The organism is Agromyces sp. NSFZ, from assembly GCF_056156205.1.
Genome location: NZ_CM149585.1, coordinates 2,497,639 through 2,513,401, shown reverse-complemented (window position 1 = coordinate 2,513,401; position 15,763 = coordinate 2,497,639). Strand labels below are relative to the sequence as shown.

The 15,763-nt window shown below is 71.1% G+C and carries 14 protein-coding genes; 8 read left to right on the top strand and 6 right to left on the bottom strand.

The genetic code is table 11. From position 1 onward, the window contains the following. Position 1 precedes the first annotated feature (1 nt). A complete protein-coding gene (gene pepN, locus ACVFI9_RS11795; RefSeq protein WP_474762413.1) occupies positions 2-2,566 on the bottom strand; it encodes an aminopeptidase N in 2,565 nt (854 codons plus the stop codon). 89 nt (positions 2,567-2,655) lie between these two features. On the opposite strand from pepN, the gene ACVFI9_RS11790 reads away from it, so the two are divergent. From ACVFI9_RS11790 to ACVFI9_RS11780, 3 genes are read left to right on the top strand one after another with little or no spacing between them, the layout of a single operon-like run. Then, positions 2,656-3,642 carry a DUF2332 domain-containing protein gene (locus tag ACVFI9_RS11790; RefSeq protein WP_474762412.1) on the top strand — a complete coding sequence of 329 codons (987 nt, stop codon included), beginning with the start codon at positions 2,656-2,658 and terminating at the stop codon, positions 3,640-3,642. Between the two features lie 9 nt (positions 3,643-3,651). Then, complete coding sequence (locus tag ACVFI9_RS11785) at positions 3,652-4,161, top strand: ribose-5-phosphate isomerase (protein WP_474762411.1); 510 nt, start codon at positions 3,652-3,654, stop codon at positions 4,159-4,161. 8 nt (positions 4,162-4,169) lie between these two features. Continuing rightward, complete coding sequence (locus ACVFI9_RS11780; RefSeq protein ID WP_474762410.1) at positions 4,170-5,174, top strand: Fpg/Nei family DNA glycosylase; 1,005 nt, start codon at positions 4,170-4,172, stop codon at positions 5,172-5,174. Between the two features lie 43 nt (positions 5,175-5,217). Here ACVFI9_RS11780 and ACVFI9_RS11775 read toward each other — a convergent pair whose 3' ends face one another. Further along, a complete protein-coding gene (locus ACVFI9_RS11775) occupies positions 5,218-6,672 on the bottom strand; it encodes an MFS transporter (protein WP_474762409.1) in 1,455 nt (484 codons plus the stop codon). Positions 6,673-6,745: 73 nt separating this feature from the next. Between ACVFI9_RS11775 and ACVFI9_RS11770 the strand changes: the two genes are divergently transcribed. The 5 genes from ACVFI9_RS11770 to ACVFI9_RS11750 all read left to right on the top strand — a co-directional run bounded on the left by ACVFI9_RS11770 (position 6,746) and on the right by ACVFI9_RS11750 (position 12,657). Beyond that, complete coding sequence (locus tag ACVFI9_RS11770; protein WP_474762408.1) at positions 6,746-7,390, top strand: FMN-binding negative transcriptional regulator; 645 nt, start codon at positions 6,746-6,748, stop codon at positions 7,388-7,390. Beyond that, positions 7,387-8,931 (top strand): amidohydrolase, encoded by a 1,545-nt coding sequence (locus ACVFI9_RS11765; RefSeq protein WP_474762407.1) that lies wholly within the window; start codon positions 7,387-7,389, stop codon positions 8,929-8,931. The genes ACVFI9_RS11770 and ACVFI9_RS11765 overlap by 4 nt, the downstream gene beginning before the upstream one ends. Before the next feature lie 87 nt (positions 8,932-9,018). Continuing rightward, positions 9,019-10,563, top strand: a complete 1,545-nt coding sequence (locus ACVFI9_RS11760) for a multicopper oxidase family protein (protein WP_474762406.1) — start codon at positions 9,019-9,021, stop codon at positions 10,561-10,563. Beyond that, entirely contained in the window at positions 10,553-11,971 is a 1,419-nt protein-coding gene (locus ACVFI9_RS11755; protein WP_474762405.1) for a sensor histidine kinase, read from the top strand. Before ACVFI9_RS11760 ends, ACVFI9_RS11755 begins: the two co-directional genes overlap by 11 nt. A gap of 23 nt (positions 11,972-11,994) precedes the next feature. Then, complete coding sequence (locus ACVFI9_RS11750) at positions 11,995-12,657, top strand: response regulator (protein ID WP_474762404.1); 663 nt, start codon at positions 11,995-11,997, stop codon at positions 12,655-12,657. Here ACVFI9_RS11750 and ACVFI9_RS11745 read toward each other — a convergent pair. From ACVFI9_RS11745 to ACVFI9_RS11730, 4 genes are all read right to left on the bottom strand, one after another. Further along, positions 12,638-13,366 carry a hypothetical protein gene (locus ACVFI9_RS11745; protein ID WP_474762403.1) on the bottom strand — a complete coding sequence of 243 codons (729 nt, stop codon included), beginning with the start codon at positions 13,364-13,366 and terminating at the stop codon, positions 12,638-12,640. The genes ACVFI9_RS11750 and ACVFI9_RS11745 overlap by 20 nt on opposite strands. A gap of 109 nt (positions 13,367-13,475) precedes the next feature. Next, positions 13,476-14,435: an NAD(P)-dependent alcohol dehydrogenase gene (locus ACVFI9_RS11740; protein WP_474762402.1), complete on the bottom strand. Its 960-nt coding sequence runs from the start codon at positions 14,433-14,435 to the stop codon at positions 13,476-13,478. Between the two features lie 20 nt (positions 14,436-14,455). Next, a complete protein-coding gene (locus tag ACVFI9_RS11735) occupies positions 14,456-15,085 on the bottom strand; it encodes a LysE family translocator (protein WP_474762401.1) in 630 nt (209 codons plus the stop codon). A gap of 55 nt (positions 15,086-15,140) precedes the next feature. Then, positions 15,141-15,665, bottom strand: a complete 525-nt coding sequence (locus ACVFI9_RS11730) for a Dps family protein (protein ID WP_474762400.1) — start codon at positions 15,663-15,665, stop codon at positions 15,141-15,143. Between the last annotated feature and the right edge of the window lie 98 nt (positions 15,666-15,763).

The following is a 15,763-nucleotide window of genomic DNA, read 5'->3' as shown; positions in this document are numbered from 1 at the left end:
GCTACGGCCGGGCGTCGCGCTCCTGCGCGGCGAGCGCCCGATCGATGCCGGCGAGGCGTTCGATCACGAGGCGCCGCAGCGCCGGCACGTCGGGGTGCGAGTCGAGCCAGACGCGGCTCGCGTCGGCGAGCGCACGGTTGGCGAGCGGCGCCGGGTAGAGCCCGTCGATGAGCTTCTCGGCGATCTGGTAGCTGCGCTCGTCCCAGATGCGCTCGAGCATCTCGAAGTACCGTTCCACGAACGCCTCGAGCAGGGCCGGGTCGCTCGCGCGGAGGAAGCCCTCGGCGGTTTCGCGCACGATGGTGTTGCTGGCCGTGTCGACGTCGACGAGCGACGACCAGGCCCGCTCCTTCGCCTCGAGCGTCTGGATCGCCGCGCGGGCGTTGGCGGCCGACTGCTGCCCGGTGGCCGTGTTGTCGGTCGCGAGGCGCGCGTCGATCTCCGCGTCGCCGGCACGGCCCGACGCGACGAGCGCGATGAGCAGCTCCCAGCCGAGGTCCGCGTCGATCTCGAGGCCCTCGAGCTGCAGGGATCCGTCGTACAGGGCCGCGAGGTCGTCGACGTGCGAGCTCGCCTCGGCGATCGTGGCGAAGTTCGTGACGAACTGGAACTGCGCGTCGCTGCCGGGCTCGGCCTCCTGCGCGAGGCGCCAGAACCCGTCGGCGAGGGTGCGTCGCGCCTCGGCGCGCCGCTCGGGTGCGGTGTACGCGCTCGCCGCGAGCACGGAGTTCGCGAGCACGATGCGCAGCGTCGTGGACTCGGTCTCGCTCGCGATGTTGCCGAGCACGAGCGCCAGGTAGTCGCTCGCCCGGGTCTCGGCGTCGCGCGTGGCATCCCACACCGAGCTCCACACGAGCGCGCGGGCGAGCGGGTCGGCGATCTCGGAGAGGTTCGCGAGCGCCACGCCGTGCGACGCCTCGTCGAGCCGGATCTTCGCGTAGGCGAGGTCGTCGTCGTTGAGCAGCACGAGGTCGGGGCGGGCGAGGCCGATGAGCTCGGGCACCGACGTCCGGTCGCCGTCGACGTCGAGCTCGACGCGATGGTCGCGCACAAGCCTGCCGTCGGTGAGGTTGTAGAACCCGATGGCGAGGCGGTGCGGGCGGATGGTGGGGTGTTCGTCGATGGCGGTCTGCAGCACCGAGAACGAGGTGATGACCCCGTCGTCGTCGGCCGCGATCTCTGGGCGCAGCGTGTTGACCCCGGCGGTCTCGAGCCAGAGGCCCGACCAGTCCGACAGGTCGCGGCCGCTCGCGACCTCGAGCTCGGCGAGGAGGTCGGCGAGGGTCGTGTTCCCCCATGCGTGCTTCTGGAAGTACGCCGAGACGCCCGCGAAGAACGCGTCGACGCCCACCCACGCCACCAGCTGCTTCAGCACCGAGCCGCCCTTGGCGTAGGTGATGCCGTCGAAGTTGACCTGCACGTCCTCGAGGTCGTTGATGGTGGCGACCACCGGATGCGTCGAGGGCAGCTGGTCCTGACGGTACGCCCAGCTCTTCTCCATCGAGTTGAACGTCGTCCACGCCTCGGTCCACTCGGTGGCCTCGGCGGTGGCGATGGTCGACGCCCACTCGGCGAACGACTCGTTGAGCCAGAGGTCGTTCCACCACTTCATGGTGACCAGATCGCCGAACCACATGTGGGCGAGCTCGTGCAGGATCGTGACGACCCGGCGCTCGCGCACGGCATCCGTCACCTTCGAGCGGAAGACGTAGAACTCGGTGAACGTCACCGCGCCGGCGTTCTCCATGGCGCCCGCGTTGTACTCGGGCACGAAGAGCTGGTCGTACTTGGCGAACGGGTAGGGCACGCCGAACTTGCGCTCGAAGTACTCGAAGCCCTGCTTGGTCTTCTCGAAGATGTAGTCGGCGTCGAGGTGCTCCGAGAGGCTCTTGCGGCTGAACACGCCGAGTGGGATGACCCGCCCGTCGGCCGACGTGAGTTCGTCGCGCACCACGGCGTACGGGCCGGCGACGAGCGCGGTGATGTAGCTCGAGATGCGCGGCGTGGGCTCGAACGTCCACGTCTTCGCGGCCGCGCCGCTGCCGTCGCCGGCGACCGCGTCGACCGGCTCGGGGGTCGGCGAGTTGGACACCACCTCCCAGTGCGCGGGAGCGGTCACGGCGAATCGGAACGACGCCTTGAGGTCGGGCTGCTCGAACACCGCGAACATGCGCCGCGAGTCGGGCACCTCGAACTGCGTGTAGAGGTAGGCCTCGCCGTCGACCGGGTCGACGAACCGGTGCAGGCCCTCACCGGTGTGCATGTAGCGTCCGTCGGCGACGACGGTCAGTTCGTTCTCGGCGGCGAGGTTCGGCAGCTGGATGCGCACGCCGTCGCTGACTTCGGCGGGATCGAGGGCCTCGCCGTTGAGCGTGACCGAGTGCACCTCGGCGGTGATGGCGTCGATGAACGTGGCCGCGCCCTCGGTCGCGGCGAACCGCACCGTGGTCGTGCTCCGGAACACGTCGGGGCCGGTCGTCACGTCGAGCACCACGTCGTAGTCGTGCACGGTGACGAGCGCGGCGCGCTCCTCGGCTTCGAGCCTCGTGAGGTTCTCTCCTGGCAACTTGGTCTTCCTCTCCAATGAGCGTTCGGGGGCGCTCGTGGCGCCGTCGCACGATTGACCAGCCTAGTGCTCGGGCCTACCGTGGCGACATGCCGATGAGCGTCGATTCCCATGCCTCCACGGCCGATCGGTACCGCACCTTCGCCGAGGTGGAGGCGCACGGCCTTTCGGCGACCTATGAGGCGTGGGCTCGTGGTGTCGCGCGCGATCCGGGCGTCGTCGCGCTCATCGACGAGCTTCCGTCGCCGAAGCGCCAGCCGAACCTCGTGTTCACCGCCGCCCGATACCAGGGCGCACCCACGGGACCGTATCGGGTGTTCCGCGAGTGGCTTCACGCGCACTGGGTCGAGGTGCGGGCGACGGCCCTCTCCCACGCGACCCAGACGAACGAGGCGGGCAGGTGCGCCTTGCACCTGCCCGCGCTGGCGGGCCTCGAGGGCCCCCTCGCACTGCTCGAGGTCGGGGCATCCGCCGGCCTCTGCCTCTACCCCGACCGGTACAGCTACCGGTACACCGGGCACCCGCAGCTCGACCCTGCGACGGGCGCCAGCCCGGTGGTGCTCGACTGCGAGGCCATCGGCCCGGTACCCGTGCCCTCGCGGCTCCCCGAAGTGGTATGGCGCGGCGGCATCGACCTCAATCCGCTCGACGTGCGCCACCCCGACGATCTGGCATGGCTCGACGCCCTCGTGTGGCCGGAGCACGACGATCGCCGGCAGCGCCTGCGGGCCGCGGCCGCCATCGCCGCGGCGGAACCGCCGCGCATCGTCGCCGGCGACCTCAATGAGCGGCTCGTGGCGCTCGCCGCCGAGGTGCCGCACGACGCGACGCTGGTGATCTTCCACACGGTCGTGCTGATGTACCTCGATGCCGACCAGCGGCAACGGTTCGCCGAGACCGTGGGCGGCCTGCCCGGTCACTGGCTGTCGGTGGAGCCGCGCGCGGTGTTCCCGTCGATCCGGCGGCGCGACGACGTGCCGAACGAGGGTTCCGACCTCGTGCTCGCGCTCGACGGGGCGCAGCTCGCCTGGGCGCAGCCGCATGGCCGCGCGATCCGGTGGGTGCCGAATCCCTAGACTTGGCGCATGCGCATCCACATCGCGACCGACCACGCCGGCCTCGAGTTCAGCCGCACGCTCGCCGGCCACCTGACCAACGGCGGTCACGAGGTCGTCGACCACGGCCCCGCCGAGTACGACCCGCTCGACGACTACCCGGCGTTCTGCATCAACGCGGCGCTCGCCGTGGCGCGCGACCAGGCGGCGGGCGTGAAGACGCTCGGCGTCGTCTTCGGCGGGTCGGGCAACGGCGAACAGATCGCCGCCAACAAGGTGCGCGGCATCCGCGCGGCCCTCGTGTGGAGCATGGACACCGCGATCCTCGCCCGGCAGCACAACGACGCGAACGTCATCTCGATCGGCGCCCGCCAGCACACCGTGGAGGAGGCGATCCGCTACATCGACGCGTTCATCGCCGAGCCGTTCTCGGGCGACGAACGGCACGCGCGCCGCATCGCCCAGCTCGCCGAGTACGAGGTCACGGGCGACATCGCGGGCAAGGGCGTCGACGTGGCGCCGCCGAGCTCCGAGGCGTAGGAGCGCCGTTGCCCGAGGGACACTCCGTCCACCGCATCACCCGCCAGTTCGAGCGCAACTTCGTGGGTCACGTCGTGCACGCGTGGAGCCCGCAGGGGCGCTTCGCCGAGGGGGCGGCCGACCTCGACGGGCGACGGATGACCGACGCCCGTGCCGTGGGCAAGCAGATGTTCCTCGGCTTCGAGGGCGACCGCTGGCTGCGGGTGCACCTCGGCATGTACGGCGCGTGGGACTTCGCGGGCGACATCCTGATGGATGCCACGATCGCCGCCGCGAACGGGCGCATGGGCCAGACGAACCAGAAGGGCACCTTCCTCGAGGGGCCGAACCCCGATGCAGTCGTGTTCGACCGGGCGGGCGAGAACTCGCTCACTTCGATCGGCGCACCCCGCCGCACGCGGCTTCGGATGTCGGAGTCCGAGAAGGAGGGCGACGGGCTCGAGGCGTTCCCGCCCGAGCCGATCGGCCAGGTGCGGGTGCGCCTGCTCACCGAGACCGTCTGCGCCGACCTGCGCGGACCGACCGCGTGCGAGGTGCTCGACCCGGCCCAGGTGGAGGCCGTCGTCGCGAAGCTCGGGCCCGACCCGCTGATCGACGCCGGGCAGGCCGCGGAAGACCGGTTCGCGGCATCCGTGGGGAGGAAGCCGACCCCGATCGCGCTGCTGCTCATGGACCAGAACGTGGTCGCCGGCATCGGCAACGTGTACCGCGCCGAACTGTTGTTCCGCGCACGCCAGAACCCGCACACCCCGGGCCGGCTGGTGCCCGAGGAGCACGTGCGGCACCTCTGGCGCGACTGGTCGAAGCTCCTCCGCATCGGCGTCGAGACGGGTCAGATGATGACCATGGACGACCTCGACCCCGAGGCGTACCGGGCGGCGCTCGCCAACCGCGCCGACCGGCACTGGGTCTACAAGCGCGAGGGGCTCCCGTGCCGGGTGTGCGGCACGAACATCGTCATGGAGGAGCTCGGCGCCCGCAAGCTGTACTGGTGCCCCTACTGCCAGGCCTGACGGACAGCGGGTCGAGGAGCGCAGCGTCTCGAGACCCCGTTGCTCAGCCCACGCCCTCGGGCAGTGACGGATGCTCGCCGGGGAGTCGCCGCGGTTTCGGGATGAGCAGGCCCAGCACGCCGGCGACGATCGCGGCGGCAAGGCCGAGGAGGAAGGTGAGTTGGAAGCCCTCCGGCGTGGGCACTGGGATTCCCCCGACGTCGATCGCGTAGGCCGCGAGCACCGCCCCCATGACGGCTGCCGCGGCACTCGTGCCGAGCGAGCGCATGAGCGCGTTGAGCCCGTTGGCGGCCCCGGTCTCGGTCGCGGGCACCGCGCGCATGATGAGGATCGGCATGGCCGCGTAGCCGAGCCCGATGCCGACGCCGATGAGCGCGTTGACGAGCGCGATCTGCCACACTTCCGACGAGGCGACGAGTGCCGCGGAGTAGGCGATGACCATCGCGGCCGCGCCGGCCACCAGGAGCACCCGAGGACCGAACAGCCGGGTGAGGCGAGCGGCGACGGGTGACATCGCCATCATCACGAGCCCGGCCGGCATGATCACGAGGCTCGCCTGGAGCAGCGGCAGCCCGAGGCCGACCCCGGTGCCGGCGGGCAGCTCGAGCAGTTGCGGGAGGGTGATGTTCGACGAGAAGAACGCGAAGCCCATGGCGATCGACGCGAGGTTCGTGATGAGCACGGGCGGCCGGGCGGCGACGCGCAGGTCGACGAGCGGGTCGTCGAGCCGGAGTTCGAACCAGCCCCATGCCACGAGCACCACCACGCCGCCGACGCCGAACGCGAGCGTCGCGGGTGACCCCCATCCCCATGTCTCGCCCTGCGAGAGGGCCACGAGCACGCCCGACAGGCCGATCGACAGTCCGACGACGCCCGGCAGGTCGAAGCCGCCCGGCGTCCGAAGCGTGCTCACGGGCACGAGCCAGGCGACGAGCACGAAGAGCACGGCCCCGAGGACGGCGGCCATCCAGAAGAGCAGGTGCCAGTCGGCGTTGTCGGCGATGAGCGCGCTCACGGGCAGGCCCAGCGCGCCGCCGAACCCGAGGGTCGCGCTCACGAGTGCGACCGCGCCGCCGATCCGATCCTCGTGCAGGTGGTCGCGGAGGATCGCGATGCCGAGCGGGATCACGCCGGTGACCGCACCCTGCAGCGCCCGCCCGACGAGCAGCACCGGCAGCGATTGCGAGGCGCCGGCGATCACGCTGCCCACGATGAGCACGGCGATGAGCGCCAGCACGATGCGCCGCTTGCCGTACAGGTCGCCGAGCCGACCCGCGATGGGTGTCGTGATCGCCGCCGTGAGGAGTGTCACGGTCACGACCCAGGCGGTCGCCTCACGGCTCTCGTCGAGCAGTTCGGGCAGCTCCGCCTGGATCGGCACGACGATCGTGAACATGAACGACGAGCACGCGCCGGCGAACGCGAGGACGGCGACGATCGGCCAGGTCGGCGGCGTGCGGCTGAGGTTCGTCCGTTCGTCCGCGCCGCGCCTGCTCATCCGCGCCAGCCTATCGACACCCGGTGCCGGTGCTGCCGAAGGTAGCGTGGAGGCATCCGACGGAAGGACGGCGATGCGGCAGAACCCGAGCTTCACCCTCGCGAGCGAGGAGGGCGTGAGGCAACTCATCCGCGAGCACCCGTGGATGACGATCGTGAGCAGCACGGATGCCGCGGGGCTCGTGGCTTCCCACTACCCCGTGCTCCTCGACGAGGCGGCCGACGGCATCGCGCTGCTCACGCACGTGGGCCGCCCCGACGAGGTCGTGCACGAGCTCGGCCGGCATGAGGTCATGGTCATCGTGCAGGGGCCGCATGGCTACATCTCGCCCGGCTGGTACGACGCGAATCCGGCGGTCCCGACGTGGAACTTCGTCACCGCGCACCTCTACGGCATACCCGAGCTCCTCGAGCACGACGAGAACCTGCGCGTGCTCGAGCAGCTCGTCGACCACTTCGAGTTCGCGATGCCCGAACCGCGGCGCATGCGCGGCACGCCCGAGGATTCGGCGTATGCGGACCGTATCTCGGTGGGCACGGTCGGGCTCCGCATCCCCATCACGCGGTTCGTCGCGAAGAACAAGATGAGCCAGAACCGCCCGGCCGAGACCGTCGACCGCATCATCGGCGAGCTCGAGGGCTCCGGCCCCTACGCGAATCCCGCGCTCGCCGCGCAGATGCGCCGCACGCACGAGGCGCTGCGAGCGGCACGCGCATGAGCGTCGAGCTCTCGGGCACGACTCGGGCGACGGATGCCCCTGCGCCGGTCCTCCTCGCCGGAGCGCGCATCCCGGGGCGGGACGAGCGCGTCCACGTGCACGTCGTGAACGGGCGCATCGCCTCGATCGCGCCGGCGGGGGTCGCGGGGGCGGCGGACGCCGCGTCACGCGCGGAGCGCATCGAGCTCGACGGCCGCTTCATCGTGCCCGGCCTCCACGACCGGCACGTGCATTTCTCGCAGTGGGCGATGTGGTCGCGGCGGCTCGACCTCGCGGGCGTGGAGTCCGCGGCGGCCGCCGCGGCGCTCGTCGCGGCATCCGTCGACGGGGGAGCCGCGGAGGTCGTCGGCGGCGGCTACCGCGACGGACTCTGGCCGGATGCCCCGAGCCGAGCCCTGCTCGACCGGGTGTCGGGCGACGTGCCGGTCGTGCTCATCGCGGGCGACCTGCACGCGTGCTGGGTGAACAGCGCCGCCGCGCGCCGCCACGGGGTCGACCACCTCGCGGGGGAGAGCGGCGTGCTGCGCGAGGACGACTGCTTCCGCCTCACCCGCGAACTCGACGACGTCGCCGACGACGTGCTCGACCGGTGGGTCGCCGAGGCCGCAGCAGCCGCCGCGGCGCGCGGCACGGTCGGCATCACCGACTACGAGATGCGCTGGAACCGCGACGACTGGGCACGCCGCGCCGTCGCAGGCTTCGACGCGCTGCGCGTCTCGTTCGGCGTCTACACGCAGCACCTCGACCGCGCCATCGACGAGGGCATGCGCACGGGCGACGAACTGCCGGAAGGCCGCGGCCTGGTCACCGTCGGCGGTTACAAGGTCATCACTGACGGGTCGCTCAACACCCGCACGGCGTGGTGCTTCGATCGCTACCCGGGCCTCGCCGGCCACGACCACCCCTTCGGGCTCGCGACGGTGCCCTACGACGAGCTCGTGCCGCTCCTCCGGACGGCCCACGGCGGAGGACTCGCACCCGCGGTGCACGCGATCGGCGACCGCGCCAACGCGGCCGTGCTCGACGCGCTGGAGGCCGTCGCGCCCGACGGCTGGAACGGGCTCGCGTCGATCGAGCACGCCCAGCTCCTCCGCCACGAGGACGTCGCGCGGTTCGCCGGCCTCGGCATCGTCGCGAGCGTGCAACCCGAGCACGCCATGGACGACCGCGACGTCGCCGACCGGTACTGGGCCGGACGCACCGATCGTGCGTTCATGCTCGCCGAACTCGCCGCGGCCGGCGTCGAGCTCGCGCTCGGCTCGGACGCACCCGTCGCACCGCTCGACCCGTGGGTCGCCATCTCGGCAGCGGTCGGCCGCACCCGTGACGGACGCGAGCCGTGGCATCCCGAGCAGTCGATCGAGGCAAGGGCGGCGCTCGCCGCGTCGACCGGCGGCCGCGGTGCCGAGATCGCCGTCGGCGCGCCGGCCGACCTCGCGGCCGTCGAACTCGATCCGCTCGCGGCATCCGTCGACGAGCTCCGCACCATGCCGGTCGCCGTGACGCTCCTCGGCGGGCGCATCACGCACGACGCGCGCTGACCCCGCGGAGTCGCGGGGGATAACCCCCGCGACGATCCGGGCGCGCACCGGCTGTGGCGCCGGTGGCGCGATCGCGACGCTGGGTACATGCTTCCGACACGTTCGAACCCAGCTCCGATCCGCCGGCCCCGCGCCGCCGCCGGTGCGCTCGCGGCGCTCGCCGCGGGGGCGCTCGTCGCGGTCTCGTTCGCCGGCTGCGGCTTCGCCGGCCCGACGCCGGTCTCCACGGTCGGCGAGGTCGACTTCGAGACGCCGCTCGCCATCCCGCCGCTCGCCGAATCGACCGTCGACGCCGACGGCACCCGCGTCTTCTCGCTCGAAGCGCAGACGGGCACGACCGAGTTCACGCCAGGCGCCCCGAGCGACACGTGGGGCTTCAACGGCTCCTACCTCGGCCCGACCCTGGTCGCACAGCGCGGCGAGCGCGTCCGGGTCGACGTCACGAACTCGCTCGAGGTGCCCACGACGGTGCACTGGCACGGCATGCACCTGCCGGCCGAGGTGGACGGCGGCCCCCACCAGATGGTCGATCCGGATGCCACGTGGTCGCCGGAGTGGCAGGTCGACCAGCAGGCCGCGACGCTCTGGTACCACCCGCACCCGCACGGCGAGACGGAGTCGCACGTGCAGCGCGGACTCGCCGGCATGTTCCTCGTGCAGGACGACGCCGAGCGGGCGTTGCCGCTGCCGCGCGAGTACGGCGTCGACGACGTCCCCGTCATCGTGCAGGACGCCGCGTTCACGAACGACGGCGTACGCGAGGGCGGCCCGCGCGGCTTCGCGGGCGGGCTCGGTGACGAGCTCCTCGTCAACGGCACGCGTGGCCCGTACCTGGAGGTCTCGGACGAGGTGGTGCGACTGCGCCTGCTCAACGCGTCCACCGCGCGCAGCTACGCGTTCACCTGGAGCGACGGCCGGCCGGTCGAGCTCATCGCCACCGATGGCGGACTGCTCGAGGCATCCGTCGAGCTCGATCGCGTCATGCTGTCGCCCGGCGAGCGCGCCGAGGTGCTCGTGCGTCCGACGCCGGGGGAGCGATTGGTGCTGCGCTCCGAGATGACCGCCGAGGCCGCCGGCATGATCGGCACCATCGCCGCGATGAACGGCGGCACCGACGCGTTCGACGTGCTCGAGCTGCGCGCCGCCGACTCGCTCGACCCGTCGCCCGAGGTGCCCGATCGGCTCGCCGAGGTGCCGCCCGTCGACACCGCCGACGTCGCGACCACGCGCCGGTTCAGCCTCGACGGCTTCCAGATCAACGGCGACGAGATGGAGATGGACCGCATCGACCAGACCGCCACCGTCGGCACGACCGAGCGCTGGATCATCGAGAACACCAGCCAGATGCCGCACAGCTTCCACGTGCACGACGTGCAGTTCCGCATCGCGTCCATCGACGGCGCTCCGCCGCCCCCGCAGCTCGCGGGCTGGAAGGACACCGTCTTCGCCACCCCCGAGACCGAGATCGAGCTGGTCCTCCGCTTCGAGGACTACGCCGATCCCGACACCCCGTACATGTACCACTGCCACCTGCTGTGGCACGAGGACCAGGGCATGATGGGCCAGTTCGCCGTCGTCGAACCGGGCTCGTCTGCCACCATGACAGAAGGAACCACGCACCATGAGCACTGAGAGCGCGAGCATCGACCGCATGACGAGCGACACCACCACCGAGCGAGCGGATGCCCCGCCGCGGCGTTCCGGCTACGGCGCCCTCTGGGCGAGCGTGCCCCGCGAGTTCGGGTTCCTCATCCTCACGATGCCGATCGCCATCATCGGCCTCAGCATCCTCAGCACGGTCTTCTTCACGGGCCTCGGGATGATCTTCATCGTCTTCGGCATCTTCATCCTCGTCGCGGCGCTCTACACGGCGCGAGGCTTCGGGATGCTCGAGCTCGTGCGGCTGCGCTGGGCGGGGCGACCCGCCATCACGCCACCGCGCTGGGAGCAGGCCGAGCGCGAACAGGGCTTCTGGCGCATGATGCTCGCCCCGTTCGTGAACGGCCACTACTGGCTGTACCTGCTGCACGGCATGGTGATCAACCCGATCATCAGCATCTTCACGTGGGCCGTCACCATCGCCTGGACCTCGGTCGCGCTCGGCGGCACGACCGGCTGGATCTGGCAGCGCTTCATTCCCGAGTCCGATCGCGGTCTCTGGCTGCACGACGTGATCCTCGACTGGATCTTCCCCGGCAACACCTTCGAGATCGACCCGATCGTCGGCGAGCGCGTGTTCGAGTTCATCCTCGGCGTGGTCTTCCTGCTCACCCTTCCGTTCGTGTTCCGCGGCCTCACGCTCCTGCACGACGTCATCGCGCGCGGCATCCTCGGGGCGTGGCGTTCGGAGGCCCTCGAGGTCGAGGTCGCGCAGCTCGCGGCCTCGCGCGGCGCGGCGGTGCAGGCCGAGGATGCGTCGCTCCGACGTCTCGAGCGCGACATCCACGACGGCCCCCAGCAGCGTCTGGTGCGACTGCAGATGGATCTGGCCGCCATCGAGCGCAAACTGGAGCGCGACCCCGAGTCGGCGCGCGAGCTTCTCGGCGAGGCGCGCGACCAGGCCCGCGAGACCCTCGACGAGCTGCGCGCGCTGTCACGCGGGTTCGCGCCGCCGATCCTCCAGGACCGCGGCCTCGCGGTGGCCCTCGAGTCGCTCGCGATGCGAAGCCCCGTGCCCGTCACGGTCGAGATCGACCTCGACTCCGTGACGCTGCCCGCGCCCATCGAACGCAACGCGTACTTCATCGCCGCGGAGCTCCTCACCAACGCGGCGAAGCACTCCGAGGCGAGCGCGATCCGGCTCCGGGTGACCACGCGCGACGAGGGCGCCGCGGGTCACTGGATCGACGTGTGGGTCACCGACAACGGCCGCGGCGGCGCCTCCGCCGTGCCGGGTCACGGCCTCGCCGGCCTCGACGAGCGCGTCCGCGGCCTCCGTGGCCTGCTCGTCATCGACAGCCCGGCAGGCGGGCCGACCTCGATCGGCGCGCACGTGCCGTTCGCGCCGCTCGCGCCCGTCGCGACATCCGGCACCGCTTGACGCTCGTCGATAGTGTGGACGGCATGACGGATGCCGCCCCCAGCCCCTTGCGCATCGTGCTCGCCGAGGATTCGGTGCTGCTGCGCGAGGGGCTGGTGCGGCTGTTCGACGAAGCCGGGTTCGAGACCGTCGGATCGTACGGTGATGCCGATGCGCTGCTCGCGGAGCTCGAGACGACGAGGCCCGATGTCGCGGTGCTCGACGTGCGCATGCCGCCGACCTTCCGCGACGAGGGTGTGCGAGCCGCGATCGAACTGCGCCGGCGGATGCCGCGACTGGGCGTGCTGCTGCTCAGCCAGTACGTCGAGGGCACCTACGCGCACGAACTGCTCTCGTCGGGCAATGGCGGCATGGGCTATCTCCTCAAGGACCGGGTGGCCTCGCTCGACGAGCTCGAGGACGCCGTGCAGCGGATCAGCGAGGGTGGCACCGTGCTCGACCCGCAGGTGGTCGCCGAACTCCTGTCGCGCCGCGGCGACCCGCTCGCCACGCTGACGCCGCGCGAGCGCGAGGTGCTGGCGCTCATGGCGGAGGGACGCACGAACACCGGGATCGCGAAGCAGCTCTACATCGGGGTCGGGGCCGTCGAGAAGAACGTGACGTCGATCTTCCAGAAGCTCGGCCTCGAGGACTCGGGCACCGACCACCGGCGCGTGCTCGCCGTGCTCACCTGGCTGCAGCGGTAGGGGGCCAGTCGCCGGTGCTGCGTCGCCTCGGTACGTGCGTTCGCATCACGTGCCGGTACGTGCGGTAGCCCCACCGCATCCACAGTGCGAACTGTGCGACCGCGATCACGACCGCGGGGGCGATCGCCCACGCCACGGACCCTGAGAGTGCGAAGACGAACGCGCCCACGAAGAGCCCCACGAGCGCCGTGTTCACGACCAGCATCACCATCATCGAGCTGGCGATGACCTGCGTGCGATCTCGATTCGCGAACGCGTAGTAGGTGCGTCCTGCTCCCGGGTCGTCGTCGGTGGTACCCATCATCAGGTACGGCTCGAGACCCGGGTCGAGGTCGACGTAGGCGCCGCGGAGCCGGTTCATCGCGAGCACGTAGACCAGGTCTTCCGTCGCCGTGTTGAACACGCGCAGTTGCGTGATGACCCCGAGGAGCACGAGCAGGAACAGCACACCAAGGGCGGCGACCCCGAACCATCCGCGGAACTCCGTCGCGTTGCCGAGCACGCCGAGCGTCACGAGCCCGGCCGAGACGAGGGTCAGGAAGATCGCGATGCGCGTGAGCACCTCGCTCTGCGTCGTCGAGCGGGAGGCCAGCAGGCTCCAGTGCTCGGTCGCGAGAAGCTGTGCCCGCAGCGCCTTCTGCGCGTCGGTGAGGGCGGCCACCGGCTCGTCGGCCGGCGGGGACGGGTCGGGCCCCGAGGCATCCGCCATACCGGCATTCTGCACCTGCTCCCGGCGGGACGCTATCGGGGACATTGCGGTAGCAGCCGGTCGAGGCGCGCTTGGGTCAGCATGCCAGGCGACGACCGACATGATCGCGTCACGCGTTCGAGACGGTGACGACGACCTTGCCGTTGGCCTTGCCCGTGCCGTGCAGCGTGAGCGCGTCGGCAACCTCGCCGAGATCGAAGGCGCGGTCGATGCTGATGCGGATCTCGCCGGCCGCGCATTGCTCGGCGAGGGCGGTGAAGTGTTCGGGACCCTCCCGCACGAAGAGCACCCCGAGACGCGCGCCGGTGACGGCCCCGAGGAGCTTGCCGACGGTCAGCATCCGCAGCATCGTGCGCAGCGTGCCGCCCACCATGACGCACCGCCCGCCCCGGGCGAGTGCACGGCGATAGGCGAACACCGAGCGACGTGCAACGAGATCCACGATCACGTCGTAGGGCCCGGTTCGGGTGAAGTCGCTCACACGGTAGTCGATCACGCGGTCTGCGCCGAGGTCGCGGAGGAAGTCCAGCTTGTCCGCATTGTCGACGGCTGTGACGTGCACGCCCTTACGGGCGGCAAGCTGGATGGCGAACGAGCCGGAGCCGCCGCCGGCGCCGTTGATGAGCAGGTGCTCGCCCGGCGACGCCAGTGCGACGGCTTGCAGGGCGATGGCGCCTGCCTGTGGGATCGTCGAGGCCTCCTCGAATGTCAGGGCACTGGGCTTCCGAGCGAGGGCCGACTCGGGCATCGCGACGTAGTCGGCGAAACCGCCGAGTCGCGGGACGTTGTCGCCGTACACCTCGTCGTCGACGCGGAACCGCGTGACGCCCTCACCCGCCGCCGCCACTCTCCCCGCAACGTCGGACCCCAGGATTCTTCGTCGCGGTCGGCGAAGCCCTCCGAAGCGGGCATATCCCGGACTGCCCTGCAGGGCCTCCCAATCCGAGAGGTTCACCGAGGTGGCTACCACCTCGACGAGCACCTCACCGGGGCCCGGCCTCGGTACCGGCACGTCGCGGAGTTCGAGTTCGTCCACCGACCCGTATCGCTCATACACGACCGCTCGCACGGTCCGACCCTACACAGCCGTCAGGGTTGCGCGGCCGAGGCGATCGTGCCGATGCCGAGGGCGGCGAGGATGCCGCCGGAGGTGCGCTCGAGGTTGCGGCTCACCCGCGGTCGGTTGAGCCAGGCGTTGGCCTTCGCGGCGACGAGCGCGAGCAGTACGAGGTACAGTCCGCCGATCACGGTGAGCGTGGCCCCCAGCAGCATGGTCATCCCGAACGCGGATGCCCCGTCGGGGAGGAACTGCGGCACGACGGCCAGGAAGAAGAGGCCGACCTTCGGGTTCGTCAGGTTGGAGATCAGGCCGGCGCCGAACGCGCGGCGGACCGAACCGGGAACGGCGGGCGCCGCGGCATCCGCCCCACCATTCCTGCGGTGGCTCAGGAACGCCTGGATGCCGAGGTAGACGAGGTAGAGGCCGCCCACGAGCTTGATGACCTGGTAGACCTCGGCCGACTGCTCGATGATCGCGGCGAGGCCGACGCCCACGAGCAGCGCCCAGCCGAGCTGGCCGAGTGCGGCACCGGTTCCGGCCGCGATACCCGATCGGAGGCCGCGCAGGCTGTAGCGGAGGGTGAGGAAGCTGTCGGGTCCGGGCGTGAGGGCCAGGATGATCGCCAGTCCGCAGAAGGCGAGGAACGCGGCGGGGGTCATGCCGCGATTCTGGCATGACCCCGTCGCGCGGCGGAATCGCCGCGTCAGTGCATCGTCACTTCACCGCGATGTGCGAGAAGAGGAACCAGCGGTCCTTGTCGAGACCGCGACGGATCTCGATCGCGACATCCTGGCTCGAGGGATCGAGGTCCTCGAGGCCCTCGATCGCCTCGTTGACCTTCTCGGTCGCGAGGTCGATCTGCGCGATGACGTCGGTGATCGCCTCGTCGTACGGCTGGAAGCCGAGCTTCGGGTTCACGGCACCGCTCTTGTCGGCGACCGACTTCAGCCGGCCGTCGACCGGCAGTCCGAGCGCGACGACCCGCTCGGCGGCTTCATCGGCCCAGCCCTGCGCGTGGGCGACGACCTCGTCGAGCAATTCGTGCACGGCGATGAAGTTCACGCCGCGCACGTGCCAGTGCGCCTGCTTGCCGTTCACGGCGAGGGCGACGAGCTCCTGCACGACGGGCGTGAGGTACTGTGCGACGCCGGCCGCGACATCCGCGCTCGAGCCCTTGGTGGCCTTCGGGGCCTCGGCCGCCTTCGTGGTCTTCTTCGGTGCGGTCTTCGTGTCGGTCATCGTGTCCACCCTTCCCCGGAGCGTCTGTCCTCCCCTCAACGCTACGCAGCCGCCCGGTTATTTCAAGAAGGGCAAGGCTCGGCTGGGCGGGGGTTGAC

Excerpts from the sequence above, each read along its gene's own strand:
- ACVFI9_RS11790 (WP_474762412.1), top strand. The coding sequence starts at position 2,656 with ATGCCGATGAGCGTCGATTCCCATGCCTCCACGGCCGATCGGTACCGC.
- ACVFI9_RS11785 (WP_474762411.1), top strand. The coding sequence starts at position 3,652 with ATGCGCATCCACATCGCGACCGACCACGCCGGCCTCGAGTTCAGCCGC.
- ACVFI9_RS11775 (WP_474762409.1), bottom strand. The coding sequence starts at position 6,672 with ATGAGCAGGCGCGGCGCGGACGAACGGACGAACCTCAGCCGCACGCCG.
- ACVFI9_RS11770 (WP_474762408.1), top strand. The coding sequence starts at position 6,746 with ATGCGGCAGAACCCGAGCTTCACCCTCGCGAGCGAGGAGGGCGTGAGG.
- ACVFI9_RS11765 (WP_474762407.1), top strand. The coding sequence starts at position 7,387 with ATGAGCGTCGAGCTCTCGGGCACGACTCGGGCGACGGATGCCCCTGCG.
- ACVFI9_RS11760 (WP_474762406.1), top strand. The coding sequence starts at position 9,019 with ATGCTTCCGACACGTTCGAACCCAGCTCCGATCCGCCGGCCCCGCGCC.
- ACVFI9_RS11755 (WP_474762405.1), top strand. The coding sequence starts at position 10,553 with ATGAGCACTGAGAGCGCGAGCATCGACCGCATGACGAGCGACACCACC.
- ACVFI9_RS11750 (WP_474762404.1), top strand. The coding sequence starts at position 11,995 with ATGACGGATGCCGCCCCCAGCCCCTTGCGCATCGTGCTCGCCGAGGAT.
- ACVFI9_RS11745 (WP_474762403.1), bottom strand. The coding sequence starts at position 13,366 with ATGGCGGATGCCTCGGGGCCCGACCCGTCCCCGCCGGCCGACGAGCCG.
- ACVFI9_RS11735 (WP_474762401.1), bottom strand. The coding sequence starts at position 15,085 with ATGACCCCCGCCGCGTTCCTCGCCTTCTGCGGACTGGCGATCATCCTG.
- ACVFI9_RS11730 (WP_474762400.1), bottom strand. The coding sequence starts at position 15,665 with ATGACCGACACGAAGACCGCACCGAAGAAGACCACGAAGGCGGCCGAG.